This window comes from Mesorhizobium silamurunense (genome assembly GCF_014843905.1).
GTDB lineage: Bacteria > Pseudomonadota > Alphaproteobacteria > Rhizobiales > Rhizobiaceae > Mesorhizobium > Mesorhizobium silamurunense.
This window is the reverse complement of record NZ_LPVS01000077.1, coordinates 65,477-81,088: the sequence shown is the minus strand read 5'-3', so window position 1 is coordinate 81,088 and position 15,612 is coordinate 65,477. Positions and strand designations below refer to the sequence as shown.

Genomic DNA, 15,612 nt, shown 5'->3' with positions numbered 1-15,612 from the left:
ATCGAGCCGCCGCCGTCGGAAGCGTGCGCCGCCGGCACCGCGCCCGCCGCGACGAGCGCCGCCGATCCGCCCGAGGAGCCGCCGGTGGTGTGGCCAGTATTCCAGGGATTGCGGGTGATGCCGAAGCGGGCCGATTCCGTCATCAGCCGCAGCCCGTGCTCGGGCGAGGTGCTGGTGGCGATCGGGATTAACCCGGCGGCCAGATACCGCTCGACCATCACCGAATTGTAGTCCGCCGTGAAGGCCGGGATGCGGCTGCCGCCATGAATCGGCACGCCCTTGATGCCGATGCCGAGATCCTTCAGCGCGAAGGGCACGCCGGCGAGCGGCAGCTTGCGGTCGATCGCTTTCGCCCGCGCCCTGGCGGTGTCGTAGAGCGGCGTGGCTATGGCATTGATGTCGGGCCGTGTCGCCTCGGCGCGCGCGATCGCCGCGTCGACCAGCTCCTGCGGCGAGATCTCTTGCCTGTGCACGAGCGCGGCAAGTCCGGTCGCATCCTGTTCCCAAAGCACGCGCTCGATCGACATTGCCGCTCCCCTCTTTTGGCGAAGGCTATCGCATGAAGCTGCAAATCGAAATCGGGATTCGATAGACCAATGGCCCGACTGTCTTTGGCGGACAAAGCCCTCGGCGGCCCGTTGCAAATAAATCGCAATCTTCTAATTTGCCCGCATGGGGCCCCAGGACATCAGCAAGCTGATCGTCCGGACTTCGATGAAGGACCGGGCTGCGTTCGATCTGCTCTACAAGCAGACCAGCGGGAAACTTTTCGGCGTTTGCCTTCGTGTATTGAGGGACAAGGGCGAGGCGGAAGAAGCGCTGCAGGATGTCTTTGTCAAGATATGGACGAAGGCGGACCGTTTCGCGGTTTCCGATTTGAGCCCGATTTCCTGGCTGGTGGCCATTGCGCGCAACCATTCAATCGATCGCATCAGGGCGCGGCGCGGTCCTTCTGTCGGCATCGATGCGGCCCTCGACGTCGCCGATCCGACGCCGGGACCTGAGGCCATGGCTGTCGCGGGCGGCGAGACCGAACGCATCTACCATTGTCTCGACGAACTGGAGAAAGACCGGGCGGCGGCCGTCCGGGGCGCCTATCTCAACGGCGAGAGCTATGCCGAGCTGGCGGAGCGCCACAAGGTCCCGCTGAACACGATGCGGACCTGGCTGCGGCGAAGCCTGCTCAAACTGAGAGAATGTCTGGAAAGATGACGCTGGCGGAAGACAACGGACCGGAACGCGGAGGCGACGATCTGCTCGCCGCCGAATACGTTCTCGGCGTTCTGGCGGCCGATGAACGCCAGATCGCGTCCCGCCGCATCGACACCGAGACGGCGTTTGCCCGCCTGGTCGATGCCTGGGAGGTCCACTTCGCGCCGATGGCGTCTGCCTATGCCGCGGTCGAGCCTCCGGCATCGGTCAAGGCGGCGATCGACCGTAGGCTGTTTACCTCTTCGGCCGCCACATCCGCCGCCCCCAGCGCCGGCCTGCTGGGGAGCCTTGCCTTCTGGCGCGGCCTCGCGGCCGCCGCGATTGCGGCTTTGGCCGTCTATGTCGCGCTGCCTTTCGTCAATCCGCCGGTGCCGCAGCCAGAGACCAGGCTGGTCGCCTCGCTCGCCGCCGACAACAGCAACGTCAAATACCTCGCCGTCTATGACGCGGCGCGCCACGAGGTCGGCCTCTCGCTGGTTTCCGGCGAGCGCGGCGCCGGCAAGGATTTCGAACTTTGGATGATCGAGGGCAAGAATGCGCCGGTCTCGATGGGCGTCATCCCGACCGGCCAGACGGCGCGCATGGCCGTCGCGCCGGCCGTCCAGCAGAAGCTGGCGCAAGGCGCCGTGCTCGCCGTCAGCCTCGAGCCGACCGGCGGTTCGCCGACCGGCCAGCCGACCGGCCCCGTCGTCGCCGCGGGCGATCTGAAGGGCATCTGACGTTTTCAAAGATTAGCAGAAGTCTATCTGCCGGTGGTGCAGCGGAAGACGCGCTTTCATGCGGTCAGGCGTGGCGTAATCTGAATTCTGCCCGACAAACAAAAAATCTTGGAGGTTCGCGAAACTAAGTTTTTCCTCGCCCGTATCTCTTCGCGTTCCCACGAACGGGAAAAACAACCCGAGGAGACTGACACCATGCGTAAACTCGCCACCCTTTTGCTCGCCTCTACGATCGGCCTTTCCGCGCTCGGCGCCGTTGCCTATGCCGCCAATCCGATGGTCGGCGGCGCGCCGATGTATGCCAAGAAGAACATCATCGAGAATGCCGTCAATTCGAAGGACCACACCACGCTGGTCGCCGCCGTCAAGGCCGCCGGCCTGGTCGACACCCTCCAGGGCGCCGGCCCGTTCACCGTCTTCGCCCCAACCAACGAGGCGTTTGCCGCGCTGCCTGCCGGCACGGTCGAGACGCTGCTCAAGCCCGAGAACAAGGACAAGCTGACCAAGATCCTCACCTGCCATGTCATCGCCGCCAAGGCGATGGCCGCCGATGTCGCCAAGATGGCCAAGGCCGATGGCGGCGCGCATGAGGTCAAGACCGTCGGCGGCTGCGCGCTGACGCTGAAGTCCGCAAAGGGCAAGGTCACGGTGACCGATGAGAACGGCAATGTCGCCCATGTCACCATCGCCGACGTGCGCCAGTCGAACGGCGTCATCCACGTCATCGACAAGGTTCTCTTGCCGAAGATGTAACAAAGCGCGTGCGGCCGGCGAAATGAGGTGTGTCCCCGCCGGCCGCACGGTTCTCCCTCCCACAATCCGTGTTGCCGTCAAGCGCCGCTCCGCATCGCCAGGGTTTGGGTCGACGCGGAGTGGCGCGCGGACCGTCACCGGCTTTTGATTTTCCGGCGGCGCCATAGTTTGCAACAAGACGTCAGGAGGAAAGGCCATGAACCGTCGCGACTTTCTCTGGAGCGGTGCCGCCGCCGCTGCCCTCATCGTCGGAACCGGAGCGGCGTTGCGCATGGGCGGCGCGAAGCCGGCTTTGGCCGCCGAGACATTCGAGGTCACCAAGACCGACGCCGAATGGCACGCCATCCTTTCGGACGCCGCCTTCGACGTGCTGCGCAAGCAGGGCACCGAATATCCGGGCACCAGCCCGCTGCTCAACGAGCACCGCAAAGGCATCTTCGCCTGCGCCGGCTGCGACCTGCCGGTCTATCCGTCGGAGACGAAGTTCGATTCCGGCACCGGCTGGCCGAGCTTCTGGCAGGAGATTCCCAAAGCCATCGGCAAGACCGAGGACCGTTCGCTCGGCATGACGCGCACCGAGGTGCATTGCCGGCGTTGCGGCGGCCATCTCGGCCATGTCTTCGATGACGGCCCGCCGCCTACCGGTCTGCGCCACTGCATCAATGGCGTGGCGTTGAGCTTCAAGCCGGCGGCCGCCTGAACGCAGCCCTTCCATCTCTCCAAAAGAAATGACCCCGGAAATCGGCGACGATTTCCGGGGTCACGTGTTGAGGATGCCAGGCGGGGGTTCCGGCTCCTCAATGGCCTCCGCCGCCACCGCCGCTTTGGTCGGCCGGCTTGTTGATGAACAGGACGAACAATCCGAGCGTGGCGAACAAAGCCGTCAGCATGAAGAACACGTCCATGAACGAGAGCAGCGCCGCCTGCTGCTGGACCATGCCGGACAGCTTCGAGATCGCGGCGCTCGTGGCGTCCAGACCTGCGGTCTGCTCGAAGTTCAACGTCATGTTCTGCAGCTTCGTCTGGGCTGCCTGACTGCCCCACTCGACATGCTCGGAGAGCCTTGCATAGTGGAAGGCGTTGCGGTCGATCAGCACCGTGTTGATGATTGCCAGGCCGACGGCGCCGCCGAGATTGCGGGTCAGGTTGAACAGGCCCGACGCGTTCTTCAGCCGCTCCGGCGGCAGCGTGCCGAGCGCGATGTTGTTGATCGGCACCATGCACAGCATCATCGAGCAGCCGCGCAGGATCTGCGGGACGAGCAGCTCATAAAAATCCCAGTCGGCGGTGAGATGCGTCATCCACCACGTGCCGGTGGCGAAGCCGAAGAAGCCGATCATCATCATCAGCCTCAGATCCATCTTGCGCGACAGGATGCCGGAGATGGGCGCCGTGAAGAACATCGCGAGGCCGCTGACGAACAGCGCCTCGCCGATCATCATCGAATCGTAGCCGCGGATGCGCCCCAGGAACACCGGATAGAGATAGGTGAGCCCGTAGAGGCCGATGCCGATGACGAAGGAAAACATCGAGCCGAAGGCGAAGTTGATGTTGCTGAAGGCGCGAAGGTCGACGATCGGCTCCTCGGCGGTGAACACGCGCCAGAAGAACACCACCGCTCCGATGGTCATGACGATGGCACAGATGAACACCGCCTGGTCCTGCAGCCAGTCATTGTTCGGGCCTTCCTCCAGCACATATTCCATGCAGCCGAGGAAGGCGGCCATGCCGGCAAGGCCCCACCAGTCGAACTTGCTGAACAGCTTGAGGTTTGGCTTGTCGAAGTCGATCAGCGACCAGGCCGCCGTCGTCACCAGGATGCCGGGCACGACATTGACCAGGAACAGCCAATGCCAGGACATGGCGTGGCTGATATAGCCGCCGACCGTCGGGCCGATGGTCGGCGCCAGCGTAGCCACCAGGCCGATCATCGGCGAGACGACTGCGCGCCGCGACGGCGGGAAGATGGTGAAGGCGGCCGCGAACACGCTCGGGATCATGCCGCCGCCGATGAAACCCTGGATGGCGCGGTAGACGATCATCTGATCGATGTTGGTGGCGGTCGCGGCAAGCGCGCTGGCCGCGGTGAAGCCGGCGGCGGCGATGGTGAACAGCACGCGCGTCGACAGCATGCGGCTGAGGAAACCCGACAGCGGGATCATCACCACCTCGGCGATCAGGTAAGCGGTCTGCACCCACGGGATCTCGTCGGAACTGGCGCTCAGGCCCGCCTGGATCTCGGCCAGCGAGGCCGAGACGATCTGGATGTCGAGGATCGCCATGAACATGCCGAACACCATCGCCAGGAAGGCGATGACGCGGCGCACCGGCATATGGTCGGCGGCGGGCGCGGCAGCCACCGGCCGTGCCGGTATTGATCCTGCGGTGATGGTTGCGGTTGCCATGTCATGGCCTCCCTACGGCAATTCCGGGAATAGCGCGTGGCTGTTTTCCATTCGGACTGCGTCAGAACAAATAGCTTGCAGGCGGGGCGGCCCGGCGCTCGATCGGCCACCGGGCCGCCCCCCAAAGTGCTCAGTTGGTCGTCGAGGCAGGCGCGGTGCGGCTGTCGGCGGCGACAACGACGCTCAGGCCGGCGCGCAGCTTGCCGGTCTTCAGCACATCGGCCGGCACGTCGATGCGGACCGGCACGCGCTGAACGACCTTCGTGAAGTTGCCGGTGGCGTTTTCCGGCGGCAGCAGCGAGAACACCGCGCCCGAAGCCGGCGCCAGCGACGAAACCGTGCCCTCGAAAGTCTGGCCGTCGATGGCGTCGACCGTGATGCGGACCTTCTCGCCGGGCACCAGCCGGCCAAGCTGCGTCTCCTTGAAGTTGCCGACGATGTAGAGCTTGTCCATCGGCACGACGACGGCGAGCTTCTGGCCGGGGCTGACGAGGTCGCCCTGCTCGACCGAGCGGTTGCCGACGACGCCGTCATAAGGCGCCTTGAGCACGGTGAAGGAAAGGTCGCGCTGCGCCTTGTCGCGGGTGAGCTGCAGCGATGCGAGCGTGCTTGCGGATTCCACGCGCTGGGCTTCGAGCACGCCGATATTGGCCTGCGCCGCGGTGATCTGCGCGTCGGCGCCGGCAAGCGCTGCCTTGGCCTGGTCGAGCGCCGTCTGGGCGTCGTCCAACTGCGCCTGCGTGCCGACACGGGTCTTGAGCAATTGCGCCGCGCGGTCCTGGGCGCGCGCCGCGTTGTCGGCCGCCGCCTGGTCTGCGATCTTCTGCGCCTCGGCCTGCGCCAGCGAGGCCTGCGCGGCCTTGGTCTGGGCATCGATGCGGTCGAGCGTCTTCGCCAGCGTGGCGATCTGCGCCTCGGCCTGGGCAACCGCTATTTTGTAGTCGCCGTCGTCGATGACGAACAGCGGATCGCCGGCCTTGACCCTCTGGTTCTCGCTCACCAGCACCTTATCCACATAGCCGGAGATTTTCGGCGACACGAACGACATGTCGACCTGGACATAGGCGTCGTCGGTCGAGATCATGAACCTGCCGTCGGTCCAGTAGTTATAGCCATACCAGGAGCCGGCGCCGAGGAGGGCGAGCCCGATGATCGGCAGGAGTAGCGAACGGAGAGAGCGCTTCTTCTTGGCCGGCGCTTCGGCAGGCGTGACGGGAGCGGGCTGCACGGGCACTTCCGGAGCTTCGGTCGACGGCTGGACCTTGGCGTTGGGAAACGTGCGGACTTCGGCGGTAGCGGGCGCGTTCGAGGACATGATAATCTCTCTAGGTAAGTAAGTCAGTCAGACTGAACCGTTCGGTTCGAATTGCTCGTTGACATAGTACGGAAAGAGGCCCATATCAAGAGCAAATCGAACCGAACGGTTCGAAATATTTCGTGAGGTATGACTTCAATGGTCGAAACGACAGCCGATAGCGATCTGCTCGACCTGCGCAAAGGCCGTCCCGCGGCCGGGCAGGATCCGATCAAGCGCGCCCAGATCATCGAGGGCGCGCGCCGCGTCTTCATCGACAAGGGCTTCGAGGCCGCGTCCATGAACGACATCACCCGCGAGGCCGGCGTCTCCAAGGGCACGATCTACGTCTATTTCGCCAACAAGGAAGAGCTGTTCGAGGCCCTCATCGAGGAAGAGCGCGGCACCATCTTCAAGAACATGTATGACGTCCTGGACCATGCCGACGACCTGCGCGAGACGCTGGTGAAGTTCGGCAAGGTGCTCGTCATGAAGATCACCTCGGCCAAAGTGATCCAGGCGCAGCGCACGGTGATCGGCGCGTCCGACCGGATTCCCGAGCTTGGCGCGCGGTTCTATGAGCGCGGCCCGAAGCGCGGTCACGACAAGTTCGTGACCTTCCTCGATGCCGCCATCGAACGCGGCCTGCTCGAGGTCGACGACGTCGACCTCGCCGCCTATCAGTTCACGGACCTTTGCCTCGCCGGCCTGTTCCGCCAGTGCATCTTTTCTTATCGTACCAAGGCGCCGAGCCAGGCCGAGATCGACCATGTCGTGCGCTCCGGCGTGAACGTCTTCCTGAAGGCCTACGGCACCGCGACGCTTGCCGCCGAGGAGACGGCGTCGGAACCGACCTGACCGGTCACCGCGCCGGCTGGGCACCCCCTCCTTCCATTGCAACTCGACCATCGGTCAGCCTCCTTTCCGGTGCCTGTCGGAAGGTCTTGTTAACCATCGGTTCCTATGTCTCGGGACACGTTTGTTCGATGAGTCTCGAGTATGACATCCATGCGCTTCTCCCGTGCCAATCCTTCCGGCGCTTCCGCTTACGACAACGACGATCACCGTCGTGCGGCGGAGGCGCGGGACCATGGCGCGGCCTCGCCGCCGCAAGGACAGACGGGGCGGGTCGTCACGCTGCGGGACCCGATTGAAGGCGATTCGGCCGCCGCCGCCTCGTTCGATTCGACCGGCGGCGGCGAGTTCGGCCATCCCGCCTGGCAGCAATATTTCTTCCTCGCGCCCAATGTGCGTTTCACCCGCACGCCGGACTCCGACAGGCGGCCCGCACCGCAGCCGGATGCTGAAGCGCCGGCCAAGACGGCAGCCCCCACCGGCAATCCCATCCGCCCTGCGGCGTCGGCCCCTCAGGCGGCCAATGCGATCCGGGCGATTCCCGCCACGGCCTCCGCCGTCCCTGTGACGCCGTCGCAGGCCATCGCAGCGCCGCCGCGGGCGATCGCCACTCCACCGCAAAAGCCGCAGCCGTCGAAATTTCGCTGGTCCTATCTTTCCGACGATGCGTTTTTCGAATTCAGCATGCCCTTGCTCGCCGAGCGCCTGGCGCGGGCACGCCTGAACGATCCGGCGCAGCCGGTCGCTCCCGTGCCCGTACATGCTGCTCCGGCGGCGCAGCCGAGCCCATCACGCGCCGCTTCCATGGGCGAGGCGATTTCGTTCTACCGCGTCATCGAATGGCGCTCGAATAGGCCCGCCGCAAGCTCAGTCCCGGTGACGGCGCCGGCCGGCACGTCCGCCGTCTGGCCCGCTCCGGTGGAGATCGAACCGCTGGCGCCCGCAGCGGAGCCCGCAGCGCATGGTTCCGTCGCAAAGAGCGTCCGGGCCGCGAGATCAGCGCCGTCCCTCCCCGTCGCCGGCAAGGTCACGCCGCCGGCTGCTTCGGCCGGCTACGAGCTTCCCGCCGAGGATCTGCTGCAGATGCCGCCGGAGGGCCAGGGCTTCTACATGTCGCAGGAGCGGATGGAGCAGAACGCCGACCTGCTTGAAAGCGTGCTCGAGGATTTCGGCGTCAAGGGCGAGATCATCCACGTTCGGCCGGGTCCTGTCGTCACGCTCTACGAGTTCGAGCCGGCGCCGGGCGTGAAATCCAGCCGCGTCATCGGGCTGGCCGACGACATCGCCCGCTCCATGTCGGCCATCTCGGCGCGCGTCGCCGTCGTGCCGGGCCGCAACGTCATCGGTATCGAGCTTCCCAACGAAACCCGCGAGACGGTCTATTTCCGCGAGCTGATCGAATCGGCCGGCTTCCGCAATACGTCCTGCCGGCTGGCGCTCGGCCTCGGCAAGACGATCGGCGGCGAGCCGGTCATCGCCGACCTGGCCAAGATGCCCCATTTGCTGGTCGCGGGCACCACCGGCTCGGGCAAATCGGTCGCCATCAACACCATGATCCTGTCGCTGCTCTACCGGATGAAGCCCGAGGAATGCCGCCTCATCATGGTCGACCCCAAAATGCTGGAACTGTCCGTCTATGACGGCATCCCGCATCTGCTCACGCCGGTCGTCACCGATTCCAAGAAGGCGGTCACCGCGCTGAAATGGGCGGTGCGCGAGATGGAGGAGCGCTATCGCAAGATGGCGCGCCTCGGCGTGCGCAACATCGACGGCTACAACCAGCGCGCCGCAGCCGCCCGCGACAAGGGTGAGGTCGTGGTCATGCAGGTGCAGGTCGGCTTCGAGAAGGGCACGGGCGAGCCGCTGTTCGAGGAACGGGAGATCGACCTCGCGCCGATGCCCTACATCGTCATCATCGTCGACGAGATGGCCGACCTGATGATGGTGGCCGGCAAGGAGATCGAAGGCGCCATCCAGCGGCTGGCGCAGATGGCGCGTGCCGCCGGCATCCACCTGATCATGGCCACGCAGCGCCCGTCGGTCGATGTCATCACCGGGACCATCAAGGCCAATTTCCCCACCCGCATCTCCTTCCAGGTAACGTCCAAGATCGACAGCCGCACCATCCTTGGCGAGCAAGGCGCCGAGCAGTTGCTCGGCCAGGGCGACATGCTGCATATGGCCGGCGGCGGCCGCATCGTGCGCGTGCACGGCCCCTTCGTCTCCGACCTGGAGGTCGAGCACGTCGTGGCGCATCTGAAGGCGCAAGGGCGCCCGGAATATCTCGATACCGTCACCGCCGACGAGGAAGCCGAGGAAGATCAAGCCGACGCGGGTCCGGTCTTCGACAAGGGCTCGGTCGACGCCGAGGATGGCGACGCCCTCTACGAGGAAGCCGTCAAAGTGGTCAAGCGCGACAAGAAATGCTCGACCTCCTACATCCAGCGCCGCCTCGGCATCGGCTACAACCGCGCCGCCTCGCTGGTCGAACGCATGGAGAAGGAAGGCCTGGTCGGCACTCCGAACCATGTCGGCAAGCGCGAAATCCTTGCCGGCCGGCGCGACCATACGCCGGAACGCGACGAAACGGATTGAGCAGGATCGGGCGGCTCAAGCCGGCCATACGGCTTTGGTCCCGCCTGGTCTGACCTGACGAGGTTTCTGCGGACTTCAGCCGCCGTTCGCCACCAGCGCGATCGCCGCGCGCAGCTCGTCAAGCCCCTCGGCCCTTTCCGATGACGTCGCCAGAACCACCGGAAACGCCGCCGGCCGTTTCTTGATCTTGGCAAGCGTCTCCTCGACCAGCTTCGGCACGCCGGCCGCCTTGATCTTGTCGGTCTTGGTCAGCACGACCTGGTAGGATACGGCCGCCTTGTCGAGTAGCGACAGCACTTCCTCGTCCTTGGCCTTGATGCCGTGGCGGGCATCGATCAGCACATAGACGCGCTTCAGCGTCACGCGCCCCTGCAGATATTCGAAGATCAGCTTCGTCCAGGCGTCGACCTTGTCCTTCGGCGCGCTGGCGTAGCCATAGCCCGGCATGTCGACCAGCGCCATCGGCGGCAGGTCCGCGCCCTCGCCGGAAAACCCGTCCGGCACGAAATAGTTGAGCTCCTGCGTGCGCCCCGGCGTGTTCGAGGTGCGCGCCAGCCCCTTCTGGCCGACCAGCGCGTTGATCAGCGACGATTTGCCGACATTGGAGCGGCCGGCGAAGGCGATCTCCGGCGGCCCTTCCGGCGGCAGGAACTTCATCGACGGCACACCGCGGATGAAGATCCACGCGCGGGTGAACAGATCCGGACTTATCGCAGTTTCGCTCGTGGTTCTATCCGGCGCGTTCAAACCGCGGCCTCCAGCTTTGAAATGTCGGCGCCACGAATGGCGTCGAGGTTGCGGCTGATCCTGTCGACCGGCCAGTCCCACCAGGCCGCTTTCAAAAGCCGTCGCACCGTGAACTCGTCGAAGCGCATCTTCACCACCTTGGCCGCGTTGCCGGCGACGATCGCATAGGGCGGCACGTCATGCGTGACAACTGATTTCGCCGCCACGATCGCGCCATGGCCGATATTGGTGCCCGGCATTATCACCGCATCCATGCCGATCCAGACGTCATTGCCGACCACCGTGTCGCCACGGATCTCCTTCGACCAGGTCTCAGGGTCAAAACCTTCCTCCCAGCCATGGCCGAAGATGTTGAACGGGCAGGTCGAGAATCCCGACATGGCATGGTTGGCGCCGTTCATGATGAAGCGCGCGCCCTCGGCTATGGCGCAGAACTTGCCGATGATCAGCCTGTCGCCGATGAAGGGATAGTGGTGCAGTACGCATTTCTCGGCGAATTTATCGGGACCGTCGGGATCGTCATAATAGGTGAAGTCGCCAATCTCGATGTTCGGCGCGGTGACCAGCGGCTTCAGGAAGCCGATGCGCGGATGCATCGCAATCGGATGCTTGATGTGGGGATTGGGTCCAGTCATGGCTGCTCCGTCCGCCTTGCAGCGACAGCGGAGCTTATATGGGCATGCGCCGGTGCGGTCTACCCGCGCAACCGGGGCCCCGCGAGGCAGCGCCGGACCCCTGTCTGCCGGATGACCTCCCAAACACCGGCGTCGCTGCGCCGGAAGCCGTCACGGCGTTATTGGGGAGGACTGGAAAAGCTACGAGGAATGCCCGGCCTGAGTTTCCGGCGACAACAAAAACCCCGGGCAAGCCGGGGTTTTCGTTCTCGGTGATGTGATGCCGGCTATTCCGCTGGCGATGGTTTCTTGCGGAACAGCGCCGCCAGATTGTCCCACAACTCGATCTTGGCGCCCTGGCGCTTCATGATCACGCCCTGCTGCAGGATCGAGAGCGTGTTGTTCCAGGCCCAGTAGATGACGAGGCCGGCCGGGAAGCTGCCCATCATGAAGGTGAAGATCACCGGCATCCAGGTGAAGACCGCAGCCTGCGTCGGATCCGGCGGCGCCGGGTTCATGCGCATCTGCAGGAACATGGTGATGCCCATGACCACCGCCCAGGCACCCATATGCGGCAGGAACGCCGGCGGCGCGAACGGCAGCAGCCCGAAGAGATTGAACAGCGAGGTCGGATCCGGGGCCGCAAGGTCGTGGACCCAGCCGAAGAACGGCGCATGCCGCATCTCGATGGTGATGTAGAGCACCTTGTAGAGCGAGAAGAAGACCGGGATCTGCAGCGCCACCGGCCAGCAGCCGGCGAGCGGATTGATCTTCTCGGTCTTGTAGAGCTCCATCATCGCCTGCTGCTGCTTCATCTTGTCGTCCGCGTATTTCTCGCGGATTTCCAGCATCTTCGGCTGCACCTTCTTCATGTTCGCCATCGACGCGTAGGACTTGTTGGCGAGCGGGAAGAAGATGGCCTTGACGATGACGGTGGTGGCGAGGATCGCCAGCCCGAAATTGCCGAAGAATTTGTACAGCGTGTCGATCAGCCAGAACATCGGCTTGGTGATGAAGTGGAACCAGCCCCAGTCGATCAGGAGATCGAAGCGCTTGATGTGGCGGTCTTCCTCATAGGCGTTGATCTTGGCGACTTCCTTGGCGCCGGCGAACACCTCGGTCTCGACCGTGGCGGACTGGCCGGCCTCGACATTGATCGGGTCGGTCAGGAAATCGGACTGATAGCGGTGGCGGCCGTCCTCGAAATAGGCATAGCGCGGCTGGAACGGCTGCTTTTCGGTCGGCACCAGCGTCACCGCCCAGTATTTGTCGGTGATGCCGAGCCAGCCGTCGGTCGATTTGCCCGGCTGGAACTGCTTGTCCTTCTCAATCGCCGCGTATTTGTGCTCCTGCAGGCCTTCGGCGCCGGTATAGCCGATCAGGCCCTCATGCAGCACATAGGTGCTGGCGACGGCCGGCTTGTCGTAGCGGGTGACGCGGCCGTAGTTGAACAGCGAGACGGGTGCGCTGCCCGAATTCTGCACGGTGTCGGAGACCGTGAACATATAGTCGTTGTCGACCGAGACGGTGCGCTTGAAGGTCAGGCCCTTGTCGTTGGTGTAGGTCAGCGTCACCGGTGTCGCCGGCGTCAGCGTCGGGTTGCCATCGACGCTCCACACCGTCTCCGAGCCCGGCACCGCTCCGGTCTTGTCGTTGCCGACGAAGCCGATCTCGGTGAAATAGCCATTGGGCAGCGACGAGGGGTTGAGCAGCTCGATCTCGGGCGAGTTCTTGTCGACTGTCTCGCGGTAGTGTTTCAGCCTCAGGTCGTCGAGGCGCGCGCCGGTGAGGTTGATCGAACCTTCGAGGCTCGGCGTGTCGATCTTGATGCGCTTCGACGCCGCAACCGCCTGATCACGGCCGGCCGCCGTGACGGCCTCGCTGCCCGGCGCGCTCGGAATGGTGCCCGGCGCCGGAGCCTGAGTGCCTGCCGCGCCGGAATTGGCGGCGCCGCCCGCTTCCTTCTTCTGCGCTTCGGTGCGCTGCTGCTCGATGCGGGCCTGCTCGCGCTGCTGCTCCATGCGCGGGTTCATGTAGAACACCTGCCACAGCGTCAGGATCAGCACCGACAGCGCGATGGTGATGAAGAAATTGCGGTTGTTTTCCATGGAGAGCCTATCGTGTTCCGCGCAGCCGGCAGGAGAGCTCGGCCTTCAACTGGCCGAACGGAATGGCAAGCACGTCTTCGCGCCCGACGATGACATAGTCATTGCCGGGCGCCATGTCATCGGCGGCATGCGTGCGAACGGCTTCTCTGAGCCGCCGCCGGACGCGGTTGCGCACCACGGCGTTGCCGACCTTCTTGGTGACGGTATAGCCGACGCGCGGCGCATGGTCGTCGCCACGGTCGAGAACCTCGACGAGAAAAAGCCGTCCGCGGCGCTTCTCGCCGCCGCGCACAGCCAGGAAATCCGCGCGTTTCAGAAGCCGCCCGGGAGTTTGTCCCTTTGGCTTGCCGGGTGCGGGCAACGATCTCGTCTTTCGCTCAGGCGCTGAGCCGCTTGCGGCCCCGGTTGCGGCGGGCTGCGACGACGCCGCGGCCACCCTTGGTGGCCATGCGGGCACGAAAACCGTGCCGGCGCTTGCGGACGAGTTTGGACGGTTGGTAGGTACGCTTCATTTGTTTTAATACCGCGGCGTGCGGCCCTTCTTGATTCTGTCACTCTGTAACAGGAGCTTTGCCGGGCCGGTTTTAGGCGCGATCGAAACCGCGCCGGGACGAATGGCCCGAGCGTGAGCGGGCTTATAGAAAGAAGGTTTTTGGAAGTCAATCCGGCCTGCCGCGGGCGATTTTTTTGCGGCGCCGGCGACGAAATTGGCAAAAAAGCCGCAAATCGCATAATCTTGGCCGATCAAGCCTTCGTGAAGACCACGTCATGACGAGTGAAGTCCCGTCCACGGATGAAAAGGCACGCCCGGATGCGGTGAGCTCGCCGCGCCGGGTGCCGCTGTCGCGCGGCTTGTCGACCAAGCTTCTGCTTCTCACCATCGTCTTCGTGCTGCTCGCCGAAATCCTGATCTTCCTGCCCTGGATCGCCAGCTACCGGGTGAATTGGCTGAAGGAGCGGCTGAGCACCGCCGCCGCCGTCTCGATCGTTCTGCTGCAGGGCGAGCCCAACTCGCTGTCGCACACCGCCCAGAACGACGTGCTGATGGCGATCGGCGCCAAGGCGATCGCGGTGCGCGACGGCGGCGTCTCGCGACTGCTGGTCGTGGCCGACATGCCGCCGAAGGTTGACGAGCATATCGACATCGCCAATGTCGGCCTGGTCAACGGCATGACCGGCGCGCTGGAGACGCTGTTCGTCGGCGGCAACCGCATGCTGCGCGTCTTCGGCCCGGTCGGCGACAGCGACAAGGAATTCGAGCTGATCATGCCGGACTACAGCCTGCGCAATGCGATGCTGCGCTATTCGCGCAACGTCGCCGTCGTCTCGCTGCTGATCTCGCTGTTCACCGCCATGCTCGTCTATGCGGCGATCGACCTGATCATGATCGGCCCGATCCGCACCATGACGCGCTCGATCCTGTCCTTCTCCGAGGCGCCAGACGATCCCGGGCGCATAATCTGCCCAACCGAGCGCTCCGACGAGATCGGCGTCGCCGAGCGCGAGCTGGCTCAGATGCAGGATCGGCTGCAAAAAATGCTTTCCGAGCAGAAGCATCTTGCGGACCTCGGCCTTGCCGTCTCGAAGATCAACCACGACATGCGCAACATCCTCGCTTCCGCGCAGCTGATGTCGGACCGCCTGCGCCAGGTGAAGGACCCGACCGTGCAGTCCTTCGCGCCGAAACTGCTGCGCGCGCTCGACCGTGCCGTCGCCTATTCGGAAGGCGTGCTCGCCTATGGCCGCACGCAGGAGCCGGCGCCGTCGCGCCGCAGGCTCAGGCTGCGCCAGCTGGTCGATGACGTGCACGGCCTGCTCGACATCGAGGAAGGCATCGAGTTCATCAATGCCGTCGAGCACGCCTTTGAGGTCGACGCCGATTCCGATCAGCTCTTCCGCGTGCTCACCAATCTCTGCCGCAACGCGGTGCAGGCGATGGCCGCCGATACCGAGGGTGCGGTGGTGCGCCGGCTCGCCGTTTCGGCCGAGCGCCTGGGCAGCGTCAGCCGCATCGTCGTCACAGATACCGGCCCCGGCCTGCCGCCCAAGGCGCGCGAAAATCTGTTCGCCGCCTTCCGCGGCTCGGCGCGCAGCGGCGGCACCGGTCTTGGCCTGGCGATCGCCTATGAGCTGATCCGCGCCCATGGCGGCACGGTCGAGCTCGTCGAATCGATCGGCGGTCGCACGGTCTTCGCCGTCACCATTCCCGACCAGCCGGTGCGCCTCGACCAAGCGCGCGGAAGTTTGCGCCGGCCGGCTTGATCAAGGGTCTCTTTGTGAAACTGTCTGGCGGCGTCCGGATTGCTCGGA

The 15,612-nt window shown here is 64.7% G+C and carries 15 protein-coding genes; 7 read left to right on the top strand and 8 right to left on the bottom strand.

Features of this window, described 5'->3' with window-relative positions; all coding sequences use genetic code 11:
* The coding region (locus tag AU465_RS22145) for an amidase family protein (RefSeq protein ID WP_246506315.1) at window positions 1–527 on the bottom strand (527 nt) is incomplete at its 3' end.
* 145 nt (window positions 528–672) lie between these two features.
* Between AU465_RS22145 and AU465_RS22140 the strand changes: the two genes are divergently transcribed.
* From AU465_RS22140 to msrB, 4 genes are all read left to right on the top strand, one after another.
* Complete coding sequence (locus AU465_RS22140) at window positions 673–1,212, top strand: sigma-70 family RNA polymerase sigma factor (RefSeq protein ID WP_192252949.1); 540 nt, start codon at window positions 673–675, stop codon at window positions 1,210–1,212.
* Entirely contained in the window at window positions 1,209–1,931 is a 723-nt protein-coding gene (locus AU465_RS22135; RefSeq protein ID WP_192252976.1) for an anti-sigma factor, read from the top strand. The genes AU465_RS22140 and AU465_RS22135 overlap by 4 nt, the downstream gene beginning before the upstream one ends.
* 195 nt (window positions 1,932–2,126) lie before the next feature.
* On the top strand, window positions 2,127–2,684 hold the full coding sequence (locus AU465_RS22130) for a fasciclin domain-containing protein (protein ID WP_192252946.1): 558 nt from the start codon (window positions 2,127–2,129) through the stop codon (window positions 2,682–2,684).
* Window positions 2,685–2,880: 196 nt separating this feature from the next.
* The gene (gene msrB / locus AU465_RS22125; RefSeq protein WP_192252943.1) at window positions 2,881–3,384 is read left to right on the top strand and encodes a peptide-methionine (R)-S-oxide reductase MsrB; all 504 of its coding nucleotides are present in this window, start codon (window positions 2,881–2,883) and stop codon (window positions 3,382–3,384) included.
* A 97-nt stretch (window positions 3,385–3,481) separates the two neighbouring features.
* On the opposite strand, the gene AU465_RS22120 is transcribed toward msrB, so the two are convergent.
* Entirely contained in the window at window positions 3,482–5,089 is a 1,608-nt protein-coding gene (locus AU465_RS22120) for a DHA2 family efflux MFS transporter permease subunit (protein WP_192252941.1), read from the bottom strand.
* Window positions 5,090–5,219: 130 nt separating this feature from the next.
* A complete protein-coding gene (locus AU465_RS22115) occupies window positions 5,220–6,404 on the bottom strand; it encodes an HlyD family secretion protein (protein ID WP_192252938.1) in 1,185 nt (394 codons plus the stop codon).
* 138 nt (window positions 6,405–6,542) lie between these two features.
* Between AU465_RS22115 and AU465_RS22110 the strand changes: the two genes are divergently transcribed.
* Both AU465_RS22110 and AU465_RS22105 read left to right on the top strand, forming a co-directional pair.
* Window positions 6,543–7,241 carry a TetR/AcrR family transcriptional regulator gene (locus AU465_RS22110; protein ID WP_192252935.1) on the top strand — a complete coding sequence of 233 codons (699 nt, stop codon included), beginning with the start codon at window positions 6,543–6,545 and terminating at the stop codon, window positions 7,239–7,241.
* 141 nt (window positions 7,242–7,382) lie between these two features.
* Window positions 7,383–9,833: a DNA translocase FtsK gene (locus tag AU465_RS22105; RefSeq protein WP_376774880.1), complete on the top strand. Its 2,451-nt coding sequence runs from the start codon at window positions 7,383–7,385 to the stop codon at window positions 9,831–9,833.
* Window positions 9,834–9,908: 75 nt separating this feature from the next.
* Here the strand turns inward: AU465_RS22105 and yihA are convergent, their stop codons facing one another.
* From yihA to rpmH, 5 genes are all read right to left on the bottom strand, one after another.
* Complete coding sequence (yihA, locus tag AU465_RS22100) at window positions 9,909–10,580, bottom strand: ribosome biogenesis GTP-binding protein YihA/YsxC (protein ID WP_210325200.1); 672 nt, start codon at window positions 10,578–10,580, stop codon at window positions 9,909–9,911.
* Window positions 10,577–11,215, bottom strand: coding sequence for a CatB-related O-acetyltransferase (locus tag AU465_RS22095; protein WP_192252931.1), 639 nt, complete (start codon window positions 11,213–11,215; stop codon window positions 10,577–10,579). Before AU465_RS22095 ends, yihA begins: the two co-directional genes overlap by 4 nt.
* 266 nt (window positions 11,216–11,481) lie before the next feature.
* The gene (gene yidC / locus AU465_RS22090) at window positions 11,482–13,302 is read right to left on the bottom strand and encodes a membrane protein insertase YidC (protein WP_192252928.1); all 1,821 of its coding nucleotides are present in this window, start codon (window positions 13,300–13,302) and stop codon (window positions 11,482–11,484) included.
* A gap of 7 nt (window positions 13,303–13,309) precedes the next feature.
* The gene (gene rnpA, locus AU465_RS22085; protein WP_192252925.1) at window positions 13,310–13,663 is read right to left on the bottom strand and encodes a ribonuclease P protein component; all 354 of its coding nucleotides are present in this window, start codon (window positions 13,661–13,663) and stop codon (window positions 13,310–13,312) included.
* 16 nt (window positions 13,664–13,679) lie between these two features.
* Window positions 13,680–13,814 carry a 50S ribosomal protein L34 gene (rpmH, locus tag AU465_RS22080; protein ID WP_008833937.1) on the bottom strand — a complete coding sequence of 45 codons (135 nt, stop codon included), beginning with the start codon at window positions 13,812–13,814 and terminating at the stop codon, window positions 13,680–13,682.
* 256 nt (window positions 13,815–14,070) lie between these two features.
* Here rpmH and AU465_RS22075 point away from each other — a divergent pair, with 256 nt between their 5' ends.
* Window positions 14,071–15,564: a sensor histidine kinase gene (locus tag AU465_RS22075; protein WP_192252922.1), complete on the top strand. Its 1,494-nt coding sequence runs from the start codon at window positions 14,071–14,073 to the stop codon at window positions 15,562–15,564.
* The last annotated feature ends 48 nt before the right edge of the window (window positions 15,565–15,612 follow it).

Bases quoted from the DNA above. Each gene is read 5' to 3' on its own strand.
- AU465_RS22140 (WP_192252949.1), top strand. From the start codon at position 673: ATGGGGCCCCAGGACATCAGCAAGCTGATCGTCCGGACTTCGATGAAG.
- AU465_RS22135 (WP_192252976.1), top strand. From the start codon at position 1,209: ATGACGCTGGCGGAAGACAACGGACCGGAACGCGGAGGCGACGATCTG.
- AU465_RS22130 (WP_192252946.1), top strand. From the start codon at position 2,127: ATGCGTAAACTCGCCACCCTTTTGCTCGCCTCTACGATCGGCCTTTCC.
- msrB (WP_192252943.1), top strand. From the start codon at position 2,881: ATGAACCGTCGCGACTTTCTCTGGAGCGGTGCCGCCGCCGCTGCCCTC.
- AU465_RS22120 (WP_192252941.1), bottom strand. From the start codon at position 5,089: ATGGCAACCGCAACCATCACCGCAGGATCAATACCGGCACGGCCGGTG.
- AU465_RS22115 (WP_192252938.1), bottom strand. From the start codon at position 6,404: ATGTCCTCGAACGCGCCCGCTACCGCCGAAGTCCGCACGTTTCCCAAC.
- AU465_RS22110 (WP_192252935.1), top strand. From the start codon at position 6,543: ATGGTCGAAACGACAGCCGATAGCGATCTGCTCGACCTGCGCAAAGGC.
- AU465_RS22105 (WP_376774880.1), top strand. From the start codon at position 7,383: ATGACATCCATGCGCTTCTCCCGTGCCAATCCTTCCGGCGCTTCCGCT.
- AU465_RS22095 (WP_192252931.1), bottom strand. From the start codon at position 11,215: ATGACTGGACCCAATCCCCACATCAAGCATCCGATTGCGATGCATCCG.
- yidC (WP_192252928.1), bottom strand. From the start codon at position 13,302: ATGGAAAACAACCGCAATTTCTTCATCACCATCGCGCTGTCGGTGCTG.
- rpmH (WP_008833937.1), bottom strand. From the start codon at position 13,814: ATGAAGCGTACCTACCAACCGTCCAAACTCGTCCGCAAGCGCCGGCAC.
- AU465_RS22075 (WP_192252922.1), top strand. From the start codon at position 14,071: ATGACGAGTGAAGTCCCGTCCACGGATGAAAAGGCACGCCCGGATGCG.